19 protein-coding genes and 1 pseudogene are annotated in these 18,375 nt (G+C 35.5%); 17 read left to right on the top strand and 3 right to left on the bottom strand.

Annotated elements, in window-relative coordinates; all coding sequences use genetic code 11:
• Positions 1-2: 2 nt before the first annotated feature.
• From AB671_RS12705 to AB671_RS12625, 17 genes are all read left to right on the top strand, one after another.
• Positions 3-323 (top strand): hypothetical protein, encoded by a 321-nt coding sequence (locus AB671_RS12705; RefSeq protein ID WP_066679569.1) that lies wholly within the window; start codon positions 3-5, stop codon positions 321-323.
• Between the two features lie 50 nt (positions 324-373).
• The gene (locus AB671_RS22295; protein WP_157444211.1) at positions 374-523 is read left to right on the top strand and encodes a hypothetical protein; all 150 of its coding nucleotides are present in this window, start codon (positions 374-376) and stop codon (positions 521-523) included.
• Positions 524-707: 184 nt separating this feature from the next.
• Positions 708-3,077, top strand: a complete 2,370-nt coding sequence (locus AB671_RS12695) for a phage tail tape measure protein (RefSeq protein ID WP_066679567.1) — start codon at positions 708-710, stop codon at positions 3,075-3,077.
• Positions 3,077-3,715: a DUF6046 domain-containing protein gene (locus tag AB671_RS12690; RefSeq protein ID WP_066679566.1), complete on the top strand. Its 639-nt coding sequence runs from the start codon at positions 3,077-3,079 to the stop codon at positions 3,713-3,715. Before AB671_RS12695 ends, AB671_RS12690 begins: the two co-directional genes overlap by 1 nt.
• On the top strand, positions 3,696-4,676 hold the full coding sequence (locus AB671_RS12685) for a hypothetical protein (protein ID WP_066679565.1): 981 nt from the start codon (positions 3,696-3,698) through the stop codon (positions 4,674-4,676). Before AB671_RS12690 ends, AB671_RS12685 begins: the two co-directional genes overlap by 20 nt.
• On the top strand, positions 4,676-5,149 hold the full coding sequence (locus tag AB671_RS12680) for a hypothetical protein (RefSeq protein WP_066679564.1): 474 nt from the start codon (positions 4,676-4,678) through the stop codon (positions 5,147-5,149). The genes AB671_RS12685 and AB671_RS12680 overlap by 1 nt, the downstream gene beginning before the upstream one ends.
• 7 nt (positions 5,150-5,156) lie before the next feature.
• Positions 5,157-5,360, top strand: coding sequence for a hypothetical protein (locus AB671_RS12675; protein WP_066679563.1), 204 nt, complete (start codon positions 5,157-5,159; stop codon positions 5,358-5,360).
• A complete protein-coding gene (locus AB671_RS12670) occupies positions 5,360-5,644 on the top strand; it encodes a hypothetical protein (protein ID WP_066679562.1) in 285 nt (94 codons plus the stop codon). The genes AB671_RS12675 and AB671_RS12670 overlap by 1 nt, the downstream gene beginning before the upstream one ends.
• On the top strand, positions 5,622-5,930 hold the full coding sequence (locus AB671_RS12665; protein WP_066679561.1) for a hypothetical protein: 309 nt from the start codon (positions 5,622-5,624) through the stop codon (positions 5,928-5,930). The genes AB671_RS12670 and AB671_RS12665 overlap by 23 nt, the downstream gene beginning before the upstream one ends.
• Complete coding sequence (locus AB671_RS12660; protein ID WP_066679560.1) at positions 5,930-6,268, top strand: hypothetical protein; 339 nt, start codon at positions 5,930-5,932, stop codon at positions 6,266-6,268. Before AB671_RS12665 ends, AB671_RS12660 begins: the two co-directional genes overlap by 1 nt.
• Positions 6,269-6,270: 2 nt before the next feature.
• Positions 6,271-7,134, top strand: a complete 864-nt coding sequence (locus AB671_RS12655) for a hypothetical protein (RefSeq protein WP_066679559.1) — start codon at positions 6,271-6,273, stop codon at positions 7,132-7,134.
• Complete coding sequence (locus AB671_RS12650; protein ID WP_066679558.1) at positions 7,131-7,622, top strand: hypothetical protein; 492 nt, start codon at positions 7,131-7,133, stop codon at positions 7,620-7,622. Before AB671_RS12655 ends, AB671_RS12650 begins: the two co-directional genes overlap by 4 nt.
• Before the next feature lies 1 nt (position 7,623).
• A complete protein-coding gene (locus AB671_RS12645; protein WP_066679557.1) occupies positions 7,624-8,469 on the top strand; it encodes a hypothetical protein in 846 nt (281 codons plus the stop codon).
• A 1-nt stretch (position 8,470) separates the two neighbouring features.
• Entirely contained in the window at positions 8,471-9,325 is an 855-nt protein-coding gene (locus tag AB671_RS12640; protein WP_066679556.1) for a hypothetical protein, read from the top strand.
• Positions 9,326-9,337: 12 nt separating this feature from the next.
• Positions 9,338-10,738 carry a hypothetical protein gene (locus AB671_RS12635; protein ID WP_066679555.1) on the top strand — a complete coding sequence of 467 codons (1,401 nt, stop codon included), beginning with the start codon at positions 9,338-9,340 and terminating at the stop codon, positions 10,736-10,738.
• A gap of 3 nt (positions 10,739-10,741) precedes the next feature.
• Complete coding sequence (locus AB671_RS12630; protein WP_066679554.1) at positions 10,742-13,558, top strand: pyocin knob domain-containing protein; 2,817 nt, start codon at positions 10,742-10,744, stop codon at positions 13,556-13,558.
• A gap of 163 nt (positions 13,559-13,721) precedes the next feature.
• Positions 13,722-14,459, top strand: a complete 738-nt coding sequence (locus AB671_RS12625) for a hypothetical protein (RefSeq protein ID WP_066679553.1) — start codon at positions 13,722-13,724, stop codon at positions 14,457-14,459.
• A gap of 267 nt (positions 14,460-14,726) precedes the next feature.
• Here the strand turns inward: AB671_RS12625 and cas2 are convergent, their stop codons facing one another.
• The 3 genes and pseudogenes from cas2 to cas9 form a co-directional block, all read right to left on the bottom strand.
• Positions 14,727-15,065 (bottom strand): CRISPR-associated endonuclease Cas2, encoded by a 339-nt coding sequence (gene cas2 / locus AB671_RS12620; protein ID WP_066679552.1) that lies wholly within the window; start codon positions 15,063-15,065, stop codon positions 14,727-14,729.
• Between the two features lie 153 nt (positions 15,066-15,218).
• Entirely contained in the window at positions 15,219-16,112 is an 894-nt protein-coding gene (cas1, locus tag AB671_RS12615) for a type II CRISPR-associated endonuclease Cas1 (RefSeq protein ID WP_066679551.1), read from the bottom strand.
• 11 nt (positions 16,113-16,123) lie between these two features.
• Positions 16,124-18,274 (bottom strand): annotated as a pseudogene (cas9, locus tag AB671_RS12610) (type II CRISPR RNA-guided endonuclease Cas9); the annotation flags it as partial.
• Positions 18,275-18,375 lie beyond the last annotated feature (101 nt).

Here is an 18,375-nt window from a genome sequence, read left to right as displayed (position 1 = left end):
AAATGGATAAAAAAAATATTTGCGGGCTTAGTGAAACTGAGCTTGAAGAATTAAAAGAAAAACATGGTTTTCTAATTGTTGGAACTATTTCACAGGGAGAATCCCAGTATAATGCAATTTTTAAAGAGCCTGATTTTAAAACATTAGAAGCTACAGGATCAATTGCCAAAAACAATGAAATCAAAGGTACAAAGGCTTTATATGACAACTGTATTGTCAAAGCAGATCACGAAATTGAAAACAGGGATTTTCTAAAATTAAAGTCTGTAGAATGTGTGGCAAATCACATGAATAGCTTTTCTACGTCAGTAAAAAACTTGTAAGCTCGTTAAATGACGAGCATTCCGAACACGAACGCTGGAAAGCAGATGCGTTGATACGCTCGAATTTCCATGTTGATCCTGAAAAATTACCATTAAGTGAATGGAGTAAGTTAAATGCTCAGGCTCAATGGCTGGAAAAATGGAGACTTGAAAATCAGGCGGAATTACTTTCGTCTTTGATTGAATCAGCTTTCGGCTAATTACCTTTTCTGATTCTATTAGCAAAATTCATTATAGCAATAAACATCCATACTGCTAAACAAATTCCAAAAAAGATAGGATTGATTAACGAAATCAATATGCTGATTAAAAACAGCCATCCTAAACGGGTGATCTTATAACCAAAAATTATCATTTCCAAAAGCTTTAAAACGAAGTTACAGAATGTCAACGAATACTGCAACATATAACATTAATTTCTCCACCAATGGTGGACAAATTTTTCCTCAAATCAATCTTGGTTTGGATGGTGTTAATGATGCAGTCGGTAGAACTACAAGGGCTTTTGGTGATTGCTACAAAGCATTATTGTCTGTAAATCTTGCAGCTGAAGGTATCAACTCTTTGAAGCGTCAGATGGATGATCTGATTGCACCAGGTGTAAAATTAAATACCAACATGGCTGAGCTTTCCGCCATTACTGGAGTTACTGGTCAAGGGTTGAAAGATATCGAAATGGCTGCAAGAAGCACAGCAAAAACCTTTGGTACAGACGTTTCTCAAAACGTAGAATCTTATAAACTCATTCTGTCACAATTAAGCCCTGAAATCGCTCAAAGCGCTGAAGCAATGAAAATGATGGGTGAAAATTCAAACATCCTTTCGAAACAAATGGGTGGTGATACCGTTGCTGCGACCAATGTACTTACAACATCGATGAACCAATTCGGAGTTAGTACAAAAGACCCGATTGCAGCAGCTAAGATCATGGCGGATATGATGAATGTTATGTCAGCTGGTGCGCAGGAAGGTTCTGCGGAACTTCCACAAATACAGTCTGCATTAGAGCAGGTCGGAATGGTTGCCAAAACAACCGGTCTTTCCTTCGTAGAAACGAATGCGCAAATTCAGCTATTGGATAAAGCGGGTAAAAAAGGAAGTGAGGGCGGTATCGCACTGAGAAACGTTCTAACAACATTATCAGAAGGTCGTTTCGCTTCTAAAGATGCCACTGCCGGATTAGCTGCTGCCGGAATTTCTACGGAATATCTTGCAAATGCTTCCATTCCTTTAACTGACAGATTAAGAACGCTTAGAAAAATTCAAGGTGATACCGCATTAATGACAAAGGTTTTCGGTAAAGAAAACATGGCAGCGGGTATAGCAATGATTCAGGGAGCTGATGCTACTGACGAAATGGCTAAAAAAATGGTAAATACAAATTCAGCAGCCGATCAGGCGACTGTTATTATGGGAACCTATCAGGAGAAAATGAATCGTGCAAAAGCAATCATTGATGATTATAAAATTGCCATATTTAACGCTACTGAAGCTTACTTACCATACATCCAACATACAGTTATGGCTATTAATGCAGCCGCTGAATTTGCTAATTCTATAACAGCCATAAAATCCGTTTTGGAAGCGTTTTTCCCAAGACTTTTTGCCAGTACAACAGCTACAGAAGCCAATACAGCCGCACAAACTCGAAATACTACAAGTAGGGGTATAGGAGCTATTGTAAATCGTATTTACGCATCTACAATTACAGCTATCGGAAATGGTTATTTAAGAGCAACTTTAGCCGTGAATGCATTTTCTCTGTCAATAATGAACATTCCTGTTATCGGATGGATCATTGCAGGTATTGTGGTTCTTATTGCAGCAATAAAATTATTATGGGATCACTCAAGAAAGTTTCGTGAAATTCTCTTTGGAGTTTGGGAAGCTGGAAAAGCGGTATTCTACAATATCGGGGTTTTTGTGACCCGGCTTTGGAATTTGATTTTAAAACCGATAGCCATGTTTATTTTCAATATCTACAAATCGATATTTCTTTCTATATGGGAAGTTTTAAAAGTTGTTGTAAGTGGCATTGGTGACGCAATTTCGTGGGTTTGGAATTCAATTATAAAGCCTGTTGCAGAGTTTATTTATACAGCTTTTGTTAATTCATTCATGCTTATTTGGAACACCGTAAAAACCGTATTTAACTGGGTTGTTGGGGTTATCGGAAAAGTCTGGAACTGGATAAAAAATCTACTTGGAGCTTTCGGTGTTTGGATTGCGGAAACAATCATCAATCCTATACGTGATGCGTTTAGTGGAGTTTGGAAATGGATTGTTGAGTTATTGGATAAAATTATGAATAAACTTCAAGGAGTTCTAAAGCCTATCAAAGATTTATGGAATAAACTCTTTTCCGGTGACGGGATGAAAAATGTTTCAGTTGCTTATACTGAAGGTGCTTTAAAAGGTGCTGCAAGTTTTGATAAAGATCAGGCAGAAAAAAACAAAAAAGACGAAAAAACAGATGTTCCAAAAGACGATAGTCATAAATCAATATTTGACGTGGCGAAAGGAAGTCCAATGAAGCAAACAACTTTTGGTGATGATGCCGCTAAAAAAGCAAAAAAGAAAAAGGATGGTGATGGTGATTCCGGCAATAAAGTTAGAAATCTAAATATTACCAAGCTTGTAGAGAATCTTAATATCTATAATCAAAACGGTACTACCATGAGTAAAGAATCAATCAAACAAATGGTACAAGAAGCATTATTAACAGCTTCTGCCGATTTTACACTTGCTGAATAATGGAAATAGTAAGATATAGTTTTCCCAATGCTGAACAGTTGGTAAGAGGTACAGCAGTGAATTTAGCTTTCCGCTATGGAATGCAAACCGCAAAACCTTTTAAAGTCTCTGAAACCATAGGAAATGAAGGGAATCCAGTGTTTCAAAGCCTGAAAGAACTTGAAGGGCAAAGCTGGTTGACTTCTTTGGCTTTACGTTATATAGATGAGGTAAACAAAATTATAACTGAATTTGAATTTATAGAATGTATTATCACGGTTACTCAAGAAAAAAATATTGTTAGTACGGCTTTACAGGGAAGAAATGGAACAATTAAAGAATACATTTCAGACGGTGATTATTCAATTACAGTTGATGCTGGGATAAACAATTATACTGAAGGCGATGATACAGGTGCAAGTTTGGAATATCCTATTGATAAGGTTATTGAACTACAGAAAATATTGAATCTTCCGGAAACGCTTGAGGTACAATCAGACTTTTTAAAGATTTTTAATATTGATTCCGTAGTAGTTAAAAGTTTTTATCTCACTCAAGAAACTCACAGTAACAGGCAGTCAATACAAATGATTTTATTGAGCGATAAACCTTACGAAATTAAATTAAAACCGGAAGACAATGTTAAAGTTACGCAGTGAAATTACAATTGAAGGCGATAAAATATGGCGTTTCAATGAGGTTTCAGAATGTCTTTTAGTAGAAGATATTTCAAATCTTACAGATACCTGTGAACTTAAACTTCCTAAAAAAATTAAATGGGAACAGGCGGTTACGATAAACGGAAAACCTCCAGTAAAAAGAGGTGATAAAATCACTGTTAAATTAGGTTATGACAATGATTTGCAAGTGCGTTTTACGGGGTATGTACGTAGTGTAGATGCTAAAGTGCCAATCACGATAAAGTGTGAAGATGGAATGTTTCTACTTAAAACACAAAAGGCAAAACCGAAAGCGTTTAAAAACGCATCGCTAAACGATATTCTTAAACATCTTTTGGATGCCACAGGAATAAAATATACGCTAATCGATAAATCTATTATGGTTGGCAATTGGCGAATAACGAAAGCAACGGTCGCCGAAGAATTACAGGAATTAAAAGAAAAGCAAATGCTTTCTTCTTACTTCAGAAGGATTAATAACCAAAGTGTTTTATACGTTGGTTTAGCTTATCCGGCTGACAATAGAAAAAAAGTAAAAATTATGTACGGTAAAAATCTCATTACAGAAGATTTTGAATACCGTGACAAAGCAGATATCCGTGCAAAAGTTGAAGCGCAAACCTTCAACGCTAAACATAAAAAAACAGAGATTGAAATCGGTGATAAAGACGGGGATGTTTTAAAAATAAGAATTGACGGAATCACAGAAACAGAATTAAAAAAATATGCTCAACAGGCTTTAGACAGGTATAAGCAAAGCGGTTTTAAAGGGAGTTTTGAAACCTTCGGACAACCAGAAATTTACAAATGTGATATGGTCGATATTACAGCCAGTGACGGCAATAGTGGTGTTTACTTAGTGAAGAAAAACGAAACCTCTTTTGGAATGTCAGGTTACAGACAAAAAATTGAGTTGGGGCAACCACTGAGCTTAAAATAATGAAAGAAATTATCCAAAAATTAGCGAGTAATGGAGACGAGATTTACGCAAAAATATGCGAGGTCATGTCAGTTGATGAGGAAAACAAAACAGCTGATTTAAAACCGTTAGATGGTAGTTCAGAAATATTTGATGCCTATCTGGTGACCGATGATGAAAACGGAAGTTTGTATTTAGAACCAAAAACAGGATCATTGGTATGTGTGGTTTTTGTAACCAAAACAATAGCTGTCGTCGTTAATCCTTCCGAGCTTTTGAAATTCAGACTGAAAATATCAGGTGTTGAAATGCAGATTGATAAAGATGGTTTTCTATTAAAAAAAGAAAATGAAACGCTTAAAAAATTAATGGGCGATTTTATAACCGCTTGCCGGAATATGGTATTTCAAACCAATTCCGGAATCACCATCAAATTATTGACGGATATGGATTTTAAACAGCTTGAAACACGATTTAATAACTTTTTAAAATAGTTTTAAAATGCCTTTAACAGAAAATCAAGTAAAAGCAAACATAAAAGCTAAACTACAACAGGCTCGTAATAATATTACTTCAGCGGATGAATCTTTGGATTTTCTTGTAGAGGCAATTTATGAAGTTGTAAAATCTCTATTACAAGATGCAACTGTGACCGGAATTTGTCCTCCAAATGGCGGAATCTTAACACAGGGAAAAATTACATAATGAATGATTTATTATTAACACAGGACTATGATCTCGATATTAAAAACGGAGATTTTGTAATTGGCGACAGTCAGGAGCAATCTGTAGAATTAATGTTGATGAGTAAGCAAGGCGAGTTTAAATTAAATCCCGAAGCGGGTTGCAATATTTTATCCGCCAAAAACGGAGTAATCGGAAGATTATTAGACAGGGAAATCAGAGTGCAATTAGCAGCGGACGGCTTCCAGTTGGAAAATTTGAAAATAACAGAAAACGGAATCGATGTCAGTGGTCAATACATATAAAGTTTATGAGAATCAAAGTTGGTTGGATGTATCAATTGCTCTCTATGGTTCTGTAATCTTCTCTTTTGAATTAGCAATATTAAATAATTCTTCACCTTCAGAAGCATTAAAAGCAGGTCAGGAAATTATTTACAACGATAACGAAAAAGACGTCTTGGTTTTAAAAAGTCTTTATGGTCGTAACAGTATTCCTGCAACTGGTTTAACACCGGCACAAAAAGAACTAATACCACAGCCTAAAGGAATAGGCATAATGAAAATTTCAAACAGTTTTAAAGTTGGATAATGGAAAAAATATTTTTAGAAAACTTCGGTCTTTTGATAGCCGGTGTAGCAAGCGGGGTTGGTGGTTGGTTTTTCGGAAGAAAGAAAGCTAATGTTGATGTAGACAGCGTGCAAATTGACAATTTCGATAAGGGACTACTCTATTATCAAAAATTAGTTGATGATCTTGGTGTACGTCTTGAGAGAGCTATTTCCGCTCTTCATCTTTCAGAAATTGAAAAACAGGAAGTAATCAAAAAATTCTCAGAAGCAACTGATCAGATTCACGAGCTTGAAAGAAAGGTTGAAAACCTTACAAGAGAATTAGGAAAATATAAACAGCTTAACGGTAAATCATAGATATGAATAAAACATTTGAGCAAATTTTAGCCGAATTATTAGCCGAAAAAGCAAAGAAAACAGCTCTTGTAAGTTTAGATAGTACTTCTAAAACTTCAATGTGGAGCCAATTGTTTCAGGTGTTCGCTTGGGTGCTTTATAATTTCTCATTAGCAGCGATGCTACACCTTCAGGAGATCAGAGAATTAATTGCTAATCAAAAAGTTTTCAATTTGCGAAGATATCGCTTCGAAGCTTTACGATTTCAATACGGCTTTGATCTCGTGGAGGACAGCGACCAATTTAAAAACACCTATATCGAAAACGATGTAGAAGTTGTGGCAAATGATGAAAAAATTGAAGAATCAAAAATTGTCAAATATGCCGCTTGTAGCCGTGTAATTGACAACGGACGTGCTAAAATTGTTTTAAAAATTGCACCTGAAGATTTGAATGCAATTTTTCCTAACGATGTGATGATTGCATTTTCTAAATATATAGAAGAAATTTCGCCCGCTGGCGACCATGTAACGGTTTTAAACTATAATCCTGATATGCTAAAATTTGCTTTTAAAATCAAAGTTGATCCTTTGGTATTAAATGCATCCGGAATGGCAATTTTGACGGCATCTTATCCCGTACAAGTTGCAATTGAGAACTTCCTGAAGAATCTCCCATTTGATGGAGAACTAAGCATACAAAAGCTTGAAGCTTCAATACTGGCAGTCGATGGGGTTATTGATTTGCAAACTCTACAAATTGAGTCCAAATGGATTGATCCCGCTTTAAATGGGTATGGCTTGTACCAACCTGTTTCGATGGCAGTAATTCCAGCGTCCGGAAGATTTAAAATAGAAGATTTTACAGCCTTACAATATGTATCATGAAAGATGAAGTATTTAATATCGATTTTAGAAAACTTGCGATTGAGTGGCTTCCGACATTTAACAGAATGTCAGTTTTTACGGCAATTGTTTTAGTCATGATTGCGCCTGTTGAATTACTCTTTAATGAGTTTTTAAAAGCTCGTAAACAGAATTTAATTCGCTTAAAAACCACCTGTCAAAAGTTTTCAATGCAAAAAAGGCTTAATGATATTTTTGACCCGTTGGAACGAAGGATTGAAATTGTGAAGGCGGTGTTGTTTGATGAAAAATATCTCTACACTGAGGCTGAAGACGATCAGTTTAAAACAAAAACAAAGTGGCTGTTTGGGGATGAAAACCCAATATACTTATACACTGAAGCTGAACTCTATTCTGACTTTGATTTTCTTGTTAAAATCCCAAACTCCGGAATAAACGAACTTCAGTTGAAGGCAGAAATCGAATATTATATGCTGCAAAGCAAACAATACAAAATACAAATAGTTTAATATGAAACTTAACATTGAATTCCTTCAAACTGGCGGTGTACCGTTGACAAATAATCTAATGGCTCAGATTGTTGACTCAATAAAGCTTTATGATGCAATTGGAGATTTGGCAGGACACATGACAATTATCTCAGGGTGTGATTTTGTTTCAGGTTCAACAACAACGGTTAATTCAGGTGTGGTTGCAATTAATGGCGAGATATTAGTTTTTGAAGGTGGCTTAATAGATACTAATGTATTTATCCATGAAAGTCAGGTTTATAAAACATTTCAAGATCAAACAAGCAAGGTTTTGGTGAAAATAAAAACCGTAAAATTCGGAAATGCAGTTGCTCCCAATCTTTTTCCGTGGACTGAATTTGTAAAGCTTCAAACAATCAAAAGCCTTCAGGCAAGTTTAGCAGGAAAAGCAGACAAAATTACGCTTGAAGCACTTGAAAAAAGAGTGAAAAAAGTGGAATTTAAAACCGCTCCCATTGAAAATGGCGGTGTTGCTTTTATCTTTCGGAAGCCCGCTTCTGAAATTCCTTTGGGTTGGAAAGAATGTACTGATTTAAGTGGGAAAACAGTTTTCGGTTATAATCAGTTTGATCCTGATTTTTCAAGTTTTGGACTTTCATTTGGTTCCAAAACGGTCACCTTATCAAAAAACAACCTGCCGAAATTTAAAGTCAGAACATCGATTTTGCAGCCGTATGGTGGTAATCAAGGATTAGGAGGTTTTGACGGAGGCGGAAACCAATGGAACTGGAAGAACATCGAATCTGAACAAGTAGGAAACGATGAAGCCTTTAAAATTCTTCCACCTTACGAAATTGTAATTTTTATAGAACCAAACTTTCAATAGCATGGCATCATTAATAGAGATTTTCGGATGGTTTGAGACCGGAGATATTCCAACTCAAGACCAATTTAGAACAACATTTGCCTCATTCAGGCACAAAGAAAACAAAATCCCATTAAACGAGGTTGAAGGACTTGCAGCTATCTTTGAAAATACTGTTACCAATAACATTTTCAACGGATTTAAAGACGATGTAAATTCAAAAATAATAAATCTTGCAAAGAAGGACGGTAGTAATTTATTACCTGCAGATGTTATCAGCTGGAAAAAAGCTTTAGGACTTGCGAATATTGCAGTTGTCGATTCCGAAGATGATGACGAAACAGTAATCATTGGCAATGTATATACGAAAAAACAGGTAATAGGCATGCTTGAAGTGTTCCGTGAGCAAGTAAATGGAAGCTATCAAACTATTGAAGAAATCAAAGAAATGCTTGTATCTAACGATTTAGACCTCGACGAGCTTCAGGAGATAGTTAATTTCATTAAGAAAAACCGTGAAGACATAGAGTTGTTAAAGCAAATTTCAGTTGGAAACACGAAAGATGATAAGGTCGAGCTCGTAGCCAATTATGCTCGCTGGGGAGCTTTGAATCTTCAAAATCAATTTAATGATGTAGTCTACGATAAAATTCAAGCAATTGAATCAGGAGCTGGAACACGGGAAACGATTATCATCACGGACGATTCATTTTTTACGCATAACCTAAACAGCTATGATTTTGTTTGCGAGGCGTATGACACTGTAACACTGTACAAACTCCCATTAAAAATCAAAATAGTAGATGCTAACAATATCTATATAGCCTTTGACAGCAAGCCTACAAACAATATTAACGTTACAATCAAAAAAATATAAAAACGAAAAATCATGAGCGATATTAAATATGCATATTACCGAACTTCTGTAGGTTATAAAATTGCTGGCAAAACAGATGATGACATAATCACCGCTGATGGTGGGACAAAAAGTTTAGCTTCATTTTGGCACGATGGGAACTTCACGCCTGCAAACTACGTTCCGACAACAAGAACGATAACTATAAACGGTACAAGTTATGATTTGTCAGCAAACAGAGCATTCACAACTCCTGACACGGTAACAAGAATAAAAGGCGGTGCTGCCGGAGCTTTTACTTCTGGTGATATTACTTTGGCAGCCGGGGCAAACATGGCAATTACGCAGACAGCCGGAACAATCACTTTAGCGTCAACAGATACGACCTATACAGCAGGTAATGGTTTGACATTGACGGGTACTTCATTTTCATTGCCTGTTACAACTTCCGGAACAGGAAACGTTGTTACAGGAGTTACTCAGACTGCTAATGGTATTACTGTTTATCTTGGTTCTATGCCTACAACAGCAGATTTAGCCAACTATATTCCTATCTCACAAAAAGGTGTTGCCAATGGCGTTGCTACTTTGGGAGCAAACGGACAGATTCCAGCTGATCAATTGCCATCTTATGTAGATGATGTTATCGAGGCTGCAACTTTAGCTGCTTTGAACGCTTTACCAGCTTCAAAAAAAGAAACCGGAAAAATCTACGTTGCGCTTGATACGAACAAAACGTACAGATGGTCTGGAAGTACATTTGTTTACATTACTTCAGGAGCGGTAGATTCTGTAAACGGACAACAAGGAGTTGTAGTCCTTAGTAAATCAGATGTTGGTTTAGGTAATGTTGATAATACGGCAGATGCAGCAAAAAGCGTTCTTTCGGCAACTAAATGGACTACACCGAGAACGATTACCCTATCAGGTGTTGTAGCCACCACGCAAACGATTGACGGTACCGGAAACGTGACAATACCTATCACCGCTGTTCCGGCTACATTATTAACAGGAACAGCTGGTATAAATACAACTGGGTCGGCTGCAAAATTAACAACACCAAGAACAATCGCTGCAACAGGTGATGCTACTTGGTCAACAACTTTTGACGGATCGGCAAATGTAACTTCAGCATTGACCTTAGCAGCAACAGGAGTAACAGCAGGAACTTATGATGAAGTTACAGTAGATGCTAAAGGACGTGTTACAGCAGGAACGAATACTACAAAGAGCTATACGACATCAATTTCCGGAACTGCAACAATTACGCATAATTTAAACACGCTAAACGTGGAAATTCTAATGCGTGATACGGTAACGTTGTACAAGGTTTATGGAAGAATAAAACCTATCGATAATTTAAGTTGCGCTATCGAATTTGACTCAACACCACCAAATCCAATCTCAGTTTTTGTTAGAAATTTAGAAGTATAAAAAATGGATGTAAAATATTCTTATTACATATCCTCCAAAGGATTCAAAATCACTGAAGGAACAGCAGTTCAGTTTTTAAAAGGCGATGGTTCTGTTGATAATAACAGCTATGTGACGACAAATACGGCTCAGAATATAATCGCTCAAAAAACCTTCACACAAAGCCCTGTTATCCCTGATGGAATGTTAGGCAATCACGCAGTTAATCTTAATCAACTAAATAAAAGTGTTACATATACTGGTGCTACTTCTGATTTAACACTGGCTGATAAAAACTTAAATTTTACATCAGGCTCTATCTCAAAATTTGAAAATGGAATGCGTATTTTTAATAACGTTTTTCAAAAATCAAATCCAAATGTTGGCCAAAATGGAATTTTATCTTTTAAATTCCCTCAGGCAAGCACTGCGGCGACTATGTTTACTGTTGATATCAATTTCTGTGATTATAGTAATCGAATATTGGGAAAACTTAGAGTCGCGTTCTACAAATCTACAGGCACGACAATAAGTACTACAGGAAGAGTGGCATTGTGGGAATGCACAGATAATCTACCATCAACAGTCATTAATGTAGGCATTGATATCTCTGGAAATGTGTGTATTAATCTTGGAGAGATCAACACAGTTTGGGGGAGCTATACCACTTTTGAAGTGATAAGAGTTCAAGCGTCTTTATCAAACACCGCAATAGATTGGTCAAAGGGGTGGTCACAAACATTAGAAACTTCAAATCCGACAGTTCCTGATACGTATAAATCTTTGGTGAACATAGTGCCTGAAATAATAGCAACTAGAAGTTGGGTTGATAATAATACAATTGGTTCAATACCAAAAAATCCAATACTTTTATTAGCACAAAATTTAGATACGATTATAACCCCTGGTTTTTATATACAAGCCAACACTAGTAATGCTACTATTGCTAACAGTTACCCAACTACAGTAATTGGAAGTTTAAAGGTATATCAAATTTCTATTACAACACTTAGAATAATTCAAGAATATACAGATAATAATCTAACAACTTTCATAAGAAGATACAATGGTACAAATTGGAGTACTTGGAGAACTATTTTAAATAGTATAGATACAATTCCTCAGTTAGCAAATTATATACCTCTATCTCAGAGAGCTGTTGCTAATGGTGTGGCTACATTAGATGCCACAGTCCAAATACCTAATGCTCAAATACCACAAAGACTTACAAACAAAGTACTTGCTATAGGTGGCGAGATTGCAGATACATCTTTTACAGGGTTATATGATAGAAACATGTTGGCTCTTGCGGATAAAGAACATACGGTAACTTCAATTTTAAGCGGCTCAGGGTCATTTAACGGAGGTTTAGGTTTCTTCAATAGCATTCTTTTTAATCAAAAGCCTGATTTTGCTAGAATAAATGGAGCTGACATAACTACAGAGCTTGTTGTTACTATTACTTTTGCATCAATTTTAGATAATTACAGTAGAGGGCTTTGGCAACCATTCATACAGACCAGATTAAGTGCTGGCAGCCAGTTTAGAAATTGTGCTGTAGAGGTAATGGATATAAATAATGTGTGGTACGCACCATCCGCTTATACTGTTCAGAATATGTCTCTGATTCCTCAGAGTGGGTTGTTTTTATTCCCCGAAAGTTCGCCAGGTACTGCTTCTATAAAAGCGGTTAGATTTAAGCTTTCAAACGCCTCCCCGGAAAGTGGATTGATATATCTGTCAAATATAGGGTTTCGTCACGTATCTCATAGTTTTGCGCCACAATTTCCACATAGAGGGGAGAACAATCAATTTTATGGGATTAATACATTTAATGCATCACCCAGAGTACCTAATGCTACTGTAGCTGACCAAGCCGTTAATTTTGGGCAAATTACGGGTAAAGTAAACCAGTCTGATTTAAATACGCAATTGGCTGGCTATGCTACTTTGGCAGGTGTGCAAACTTTCACGAATACTAAAACCTTTTTACAAAGTCCAGTTGTTCCAAATCCGACATTATTGCCTCACGCTGTCAACTTAGGTTATGTTAGTGCAAACTTTGTAACAACTAATACTGCTCAAAGTATTACGGATTATAAAACTTTTGAGGCTGGAGCTGAACTTCTTTTAAAAGGTGACGATCAAAACTTAATACAATCACTAAAAACAGGTAATCAATTAGGCGGTAATATAGTTGCGGGTTGGTACTACAGACATTATTCAGCTATATGGAAAGCTGGTTGTATAAGAAATAGTGGTCCATTATCGGAAGGCTTTGGTTTTGATTTATCAAATGATGGTGGTACTACTTTTGAAAGAATTTTCAGAATACAACACGATAGTAATTTAGTTACAAGAGATTTTGGTCGTTCAGACGAATGGTATGATGCTTATTTATGGGGCAACCATGCTCAGGCTGGTTACGTGAAGTTAGACGACAATGGTAATATTTCAGCAAAAGGAATCATCCATCCAGATTATCCCAATGATAATAATCTTGCATTTATGGCAGATGGTGGAATCAGGGATATTAATGATTTTGCCGGAACTTTGGTTAAATACATCGAAGTTCAGGCAGGAGCTGCATTTACTCCATCAACAGATGATACGCATTTAGATGTGTATGCAAGAGGTGACATGGAGCTATACTTGACAAGTGCTAATCATATTCAAGGAAAAAAAATTACTGTTTATACTAACAACAATCTTTCAGCCGTGGTTAAAGTATATCGTGATGGTAATTTGGTGACAACTATACAAAGTGGTCGAACTACTGAATTCATTCTAACTTTTACAGGGTGGACTATGACAGATATAGGCTCAAGTACATTTATTTAGAAATTAAAATTCCAATGGAGGAAAGGAATTAAAAAACGTCCTCCAAATTAAAAACTTCCTACAGTATTTTAATAGCAACAAAGCCAGCCATGGAGGACGAAATGTCTTCTTTGGCTGGCTTTGTTGTTCAGTACTGTAGGAGGTGCAAATTTAAACAATATTTATGGAGATTAAAATAATAAGTAAAAATTTAGGCGAATTAGTTATAAAACTAATCAGTAAACAAAAAGCAAAAGAGTTAATTATAAATAATCATTACTCGAAAAAATGGAATAATGCGAGTTTTGGGATGTACAATTTTGGCATCTTTCACGTAGGTTCAGAAGATGAAAATGATTGTCTTGGAGTGGCAAGTTATGGGTATATGAAGAATGCAAAGGCAAAAATATTCTATCATCCCAATCCTGATGCAATGATGATAGAATTAAATAGAATGTGGATATCTGATAAGTTGGGAAAAAATGCTGAAAGCATTCTGATAGCACACTCTTTAAAAGCCCTCAAAAAAGAAAATCCAGACATAGTGGCGGTACAATCATTTGCTGATGGTCGTTTAGGCTGTGGAACTATTTATAAAGCGTCTAATTTTAAATATTTTGGAAAGCACCAAACAATCTTTTTGGAAAACAAACTCACTGGAGAAATCACACATCAACAAAACTTAACTAATTCAACATCTAAATCGAGATACATTCGTGATAATATTGCATTTCTTTTAGGTGACTTTAAAACGTTTAAAGTTGATACATATAGGTATATATTCCCATTGTGTAAGAAGTTTCAATTTAAAACGCCTCAGGTGCCTTATCCGCCTTACAATAAAGGTCAGATAGAATTTGAATGGGTTAGAGATAAGAAAGTAATCAAAGAAAGATTGATAAACTTTATAAATAGCATTTAAAAGGCATTTAAAAAAGCATTAAAGCATCCAAAACGGATGCTTTAATTATTTGATTAATCGTGTTTTTTTTGACCTTTTAATTTAATTTTTTTGACCTTTTAATTTGCCGTTTATATTTGAGATATAACACAACCCGGAGTTTTTATTTTCGTTCAAAACTTACGTTGTGAATTGCTTTCATTTTTGAGTATCTTTGAGATATAACACAACCTCAAAATTTAACCCATTGTTTTCCAATGGGTTTTGTTTGTTTTTAGGATTCTAAATTTAAAATAATTCAAGCTGTTGGAAGGTTGGTGGTGGTTCTTCTCGATTTCTGGCAAAAAAGATTTCTATGTCTCCGAATTGTTTATCAGTGATGCACATGATGGCTACTTTCCCTGCTTTGGGAAGCATAAATTTTACTCTTTTGATGTGTACTTCGGCGTTTTCTCGACTCGGGCAATGGCGGACATACATTGAAAATTGGAACAATGTAAAACCATCATCAATGAGGCCTTTGCGAAATTTGTTGGCATCCCGCATATTGGTTTTGGTCTCGGTTGGCAAATCGTATAGTACTAAAACCCACATAATTCGGTAAGCGTTAAATCTTTCGGCATTCATTCGTTTTTTTGAAATGGTTGTTTCTTGGCTTTCTTTTGTTTTTATCTGTGAGTTGCAGCCCGACCTGAGTGGAGCTCTTTTATACTTTTTCCTCAGAAAAAGTATAAAAAGCGGGAACGGAGGGCGGAAAAGCTGCCCAAATTAATTGTTTTATTATATTAATTCGGGATAGGAAATCAATCGTTTTTCGCCGGTGTAACATTTGTACAACGAGGAAGCAGTAGTTTTTACGGCGATGAGCAATGGGCGTGTTTTGTCATCTATTTTTACGTCTTTGGTGGCAATCTGCAGAATATGGGCTTTGAATTCTTTGGTAAGTTCTTCGTTTTCGGGATTTTTTTGCAACCACTGCATCACGAGCAAGTCTACAAAGGGACGATATGGCTCCATTAAATCGTCGGCAAGGCAGTATGGATTGTATTTATTTTTATGGAAAATACCGAGAACAGGAAGAAGTCCGGTCTCTACAATCGCTCTCGCGACAATGCTTCGAAGCACGGCGTATCCGAAATTGAAAAACGGATTGGGCGACTCCCCGAAACGTTGCCTGAGGAAATCGAGACTGATGAGGTATTTCCAATAATGTTTCGCCGCAATGCCTTCCATATTGGTAATATCACCACTTTTTACGTTGTTTTGATAGTCAATCATGGGTTCGTAATAATTTCCCAACCTCATCAAAACTTGTTTCTGGTTTTCAATTTTACATTCGATGGTTTGTTTCCAAAGTTGTTTTTTCAAGGGTTCGCTGGCTTCTAGTTGGTCTTTCACCCTGTCGGAATGTTCGGTATGGCCATAAATCGGAAGCATAATCCCGTGTGGCAAATGGTGCGCGTCACAACTTACAACGACTACATTGTTTCCCATCATCTTTTGTATCAGCTGATGGGAAATGGTGATCTGAAAATGGTCTAACATCAGAAAACCCAGGTCTTCCACCGGAACTTTGCCTTTCATTTCTTTCGTTTCCGGACAAAGAATATGCATTTGCTCGTCTTTGAGCTTGAGGTACGCGGGATTGCCGATGTAGATGGAGCGGGTAATCATAAGGTTATGTTTTAATATTCTCCGATTTTTACAATATCTCCAAGATGATTGAGACGGACTTTTATAATGTCTTTTAATCTCGCAGGTGTTTGAATATAATGATACATTACTCCCGACAATTCTTTTTTTGTTTTTAAAATTTCTCCAGAAATAGCAACAGTCTCTAAATGATTGTTAAACATATAATCTTTACTTGAAATTTTCTGCACTCTAAACAAATTTGGGCTAATCTTTTTCTTATTTTCCGCATCTAATAAATCAATTTCTTTAGGATTAAATCCTGTTTTTTCATTAGAGAAAACAAAATATTCATTTTGTTTCATCGTAAATAAAAATTGCCAGCCCAAACCTTGATTATACGTTTTGTCAATCACTGGTTCTCCTGAATTAACAAGCTGTACCGCATCAAACAAGGATACTACTCTTTCCTGAAGATTTCCTTTTTCGTCTCGGTAAATAGCAACGTGATGATTGTTTCCAGTGCTCACAAAATCGACTGAAATTTTCTGACCATTATCATCTAAAATTTCATTTCCAAAATGGTCTTTTTTATAATGTAAAAATTCAGCATTTTTCACTCCGGAAATTGTTACTCTTTTGATGGAAATTCTTTTTTCTTCATTGAGCCAAATTGGATTTTTCTCTAAATCTGAAAATGCTTTTTTCGGGTCGTTATCAAATTCATTTAGTCTGCGGAGTAAAATTCTCTTAACACCTTCATCTAATATTTTTTCAATGGTTTTTACATCTTTAAAATTATCTGGTGTTATATCTTTTCGAATAGAATAATCTTCTTCCAGCCAAGTTAATTTTACAATTTCAGGAAGTGTTTCTGTTTTTTCGTCATTCAGGTGAATAGGATTTTTAGTCAGAACGTTTTTCCCAGCAAATGCTTTTTTCGGGTCGTTCTCATTTTCTGATAACCTTTGAAGCAAAAGATTTTTATAAATAGGATGAGCTACTTTACTTATAATTTCTTCATTGAATTTCGCACTTATTTTTTCATCTTTATTGATGTAATATTGGTACTTTCCGTAAACGGTTTCTTTGTGCAATTGTCCTCGTGGCGTCAATTCAACTTTAGTTCTTTCGCCGTTTTTAGATTTGGTCTTATTTTTATTTTTTGTTACGACTTTATTTTTCGCTTTATGGGAAACCAAAATATTTTCCAAATGTTCTTTTGCAACTTGTCGGAAGTTTGGAATAGGTAATTTGAAAACTCTTTTTTTATTTCCATCATCATCTTTTTTCCAGGTCGTTTCTTTGTCTTCGATGCCTATAATAACGTTATGCTCTTTATGGGTTTCATTTTTTCGGGCATTCAGAAAATTAAGATATTGAATATGATTATGTTTGGTAAAAGCCACCGTTAAAGCATCCATTGCGTGGTGACGATGGTCGTTTCTTTTGCTCCAGTCTACAATTCTCTCTTTGAAACTTCCATCTTTTTTCTCCACCATTTCCGTCAATCCTAAAGCTTTGAATTTGTCAAAATTAAGTTCCTGCATAATATTGACCAAATCCCAATCTTCCCGTAATCTGGCTGTAACACTTCCCGTAGTTGGCGTCACTACTCTACAGATTTCATACAAAAGATTTCTTGCTTTTTTGGCAATATATTGGCTGTCGCGTAAATCTCTATCGATAAAACCATCACCAATTTCAGATTCTTGTTTTAATAATTTTTGATATTTGGCTTTAGTTATTTTCTTTTCTTTAAATAATGTTTCTACAATTGATAAATATTTTTCAAGATTTTCAGCTGATTTATTAGACATAAAATCATAAGCCGTTTTATTTCCTTTATCTAAATTTGATTGTCTCGGAACCAAAACTTTATTAGAAAAACTATCATCAAAAACTTTAGACTGAGGAATAATGTGGTCTATATCGTAAGTTTTGCTATAAAGCTTTTCGTAATCAATTTTTTCATCTGTATATAAATTTTTGAAAGCATTATAAGACAATTCCTGATACAACTTGTATCTTACGATATCATTTTTACTTGGATTTTTTACATGAGGAAAATCTTTTTTTATAGTAGCCCTTATTTTCTCATTCTCAATTTTGGAAGCATTGATATTGGTTGTTAATTCTGCTCTTTCCTTCGCATTTTTCTTCAAATCTCTTGATAATTCTACCCGAATTTCATCAAATTTGAAATACTTAGTTATTTTTTATGTATATCCGTAATCATCCATAATTTCGTATATTTGTTTGTTATATAATAAGTTAGATGGATATATTTAGTTTTACGGCTGAT

Origin of the sequence: Chryseobacterium sp. BGARF1 (assembly GCF_001677955.1) — a bacterium.
Taxonomy (GTDB): Bacteria; Bacteroidota; Bacteroidia; order Flavobacteriales; family Weeksellaceae; genus Chryseobacterium.
This window is presented reverse-complemented; position numbering and strand designations above follow the sequence as displayed.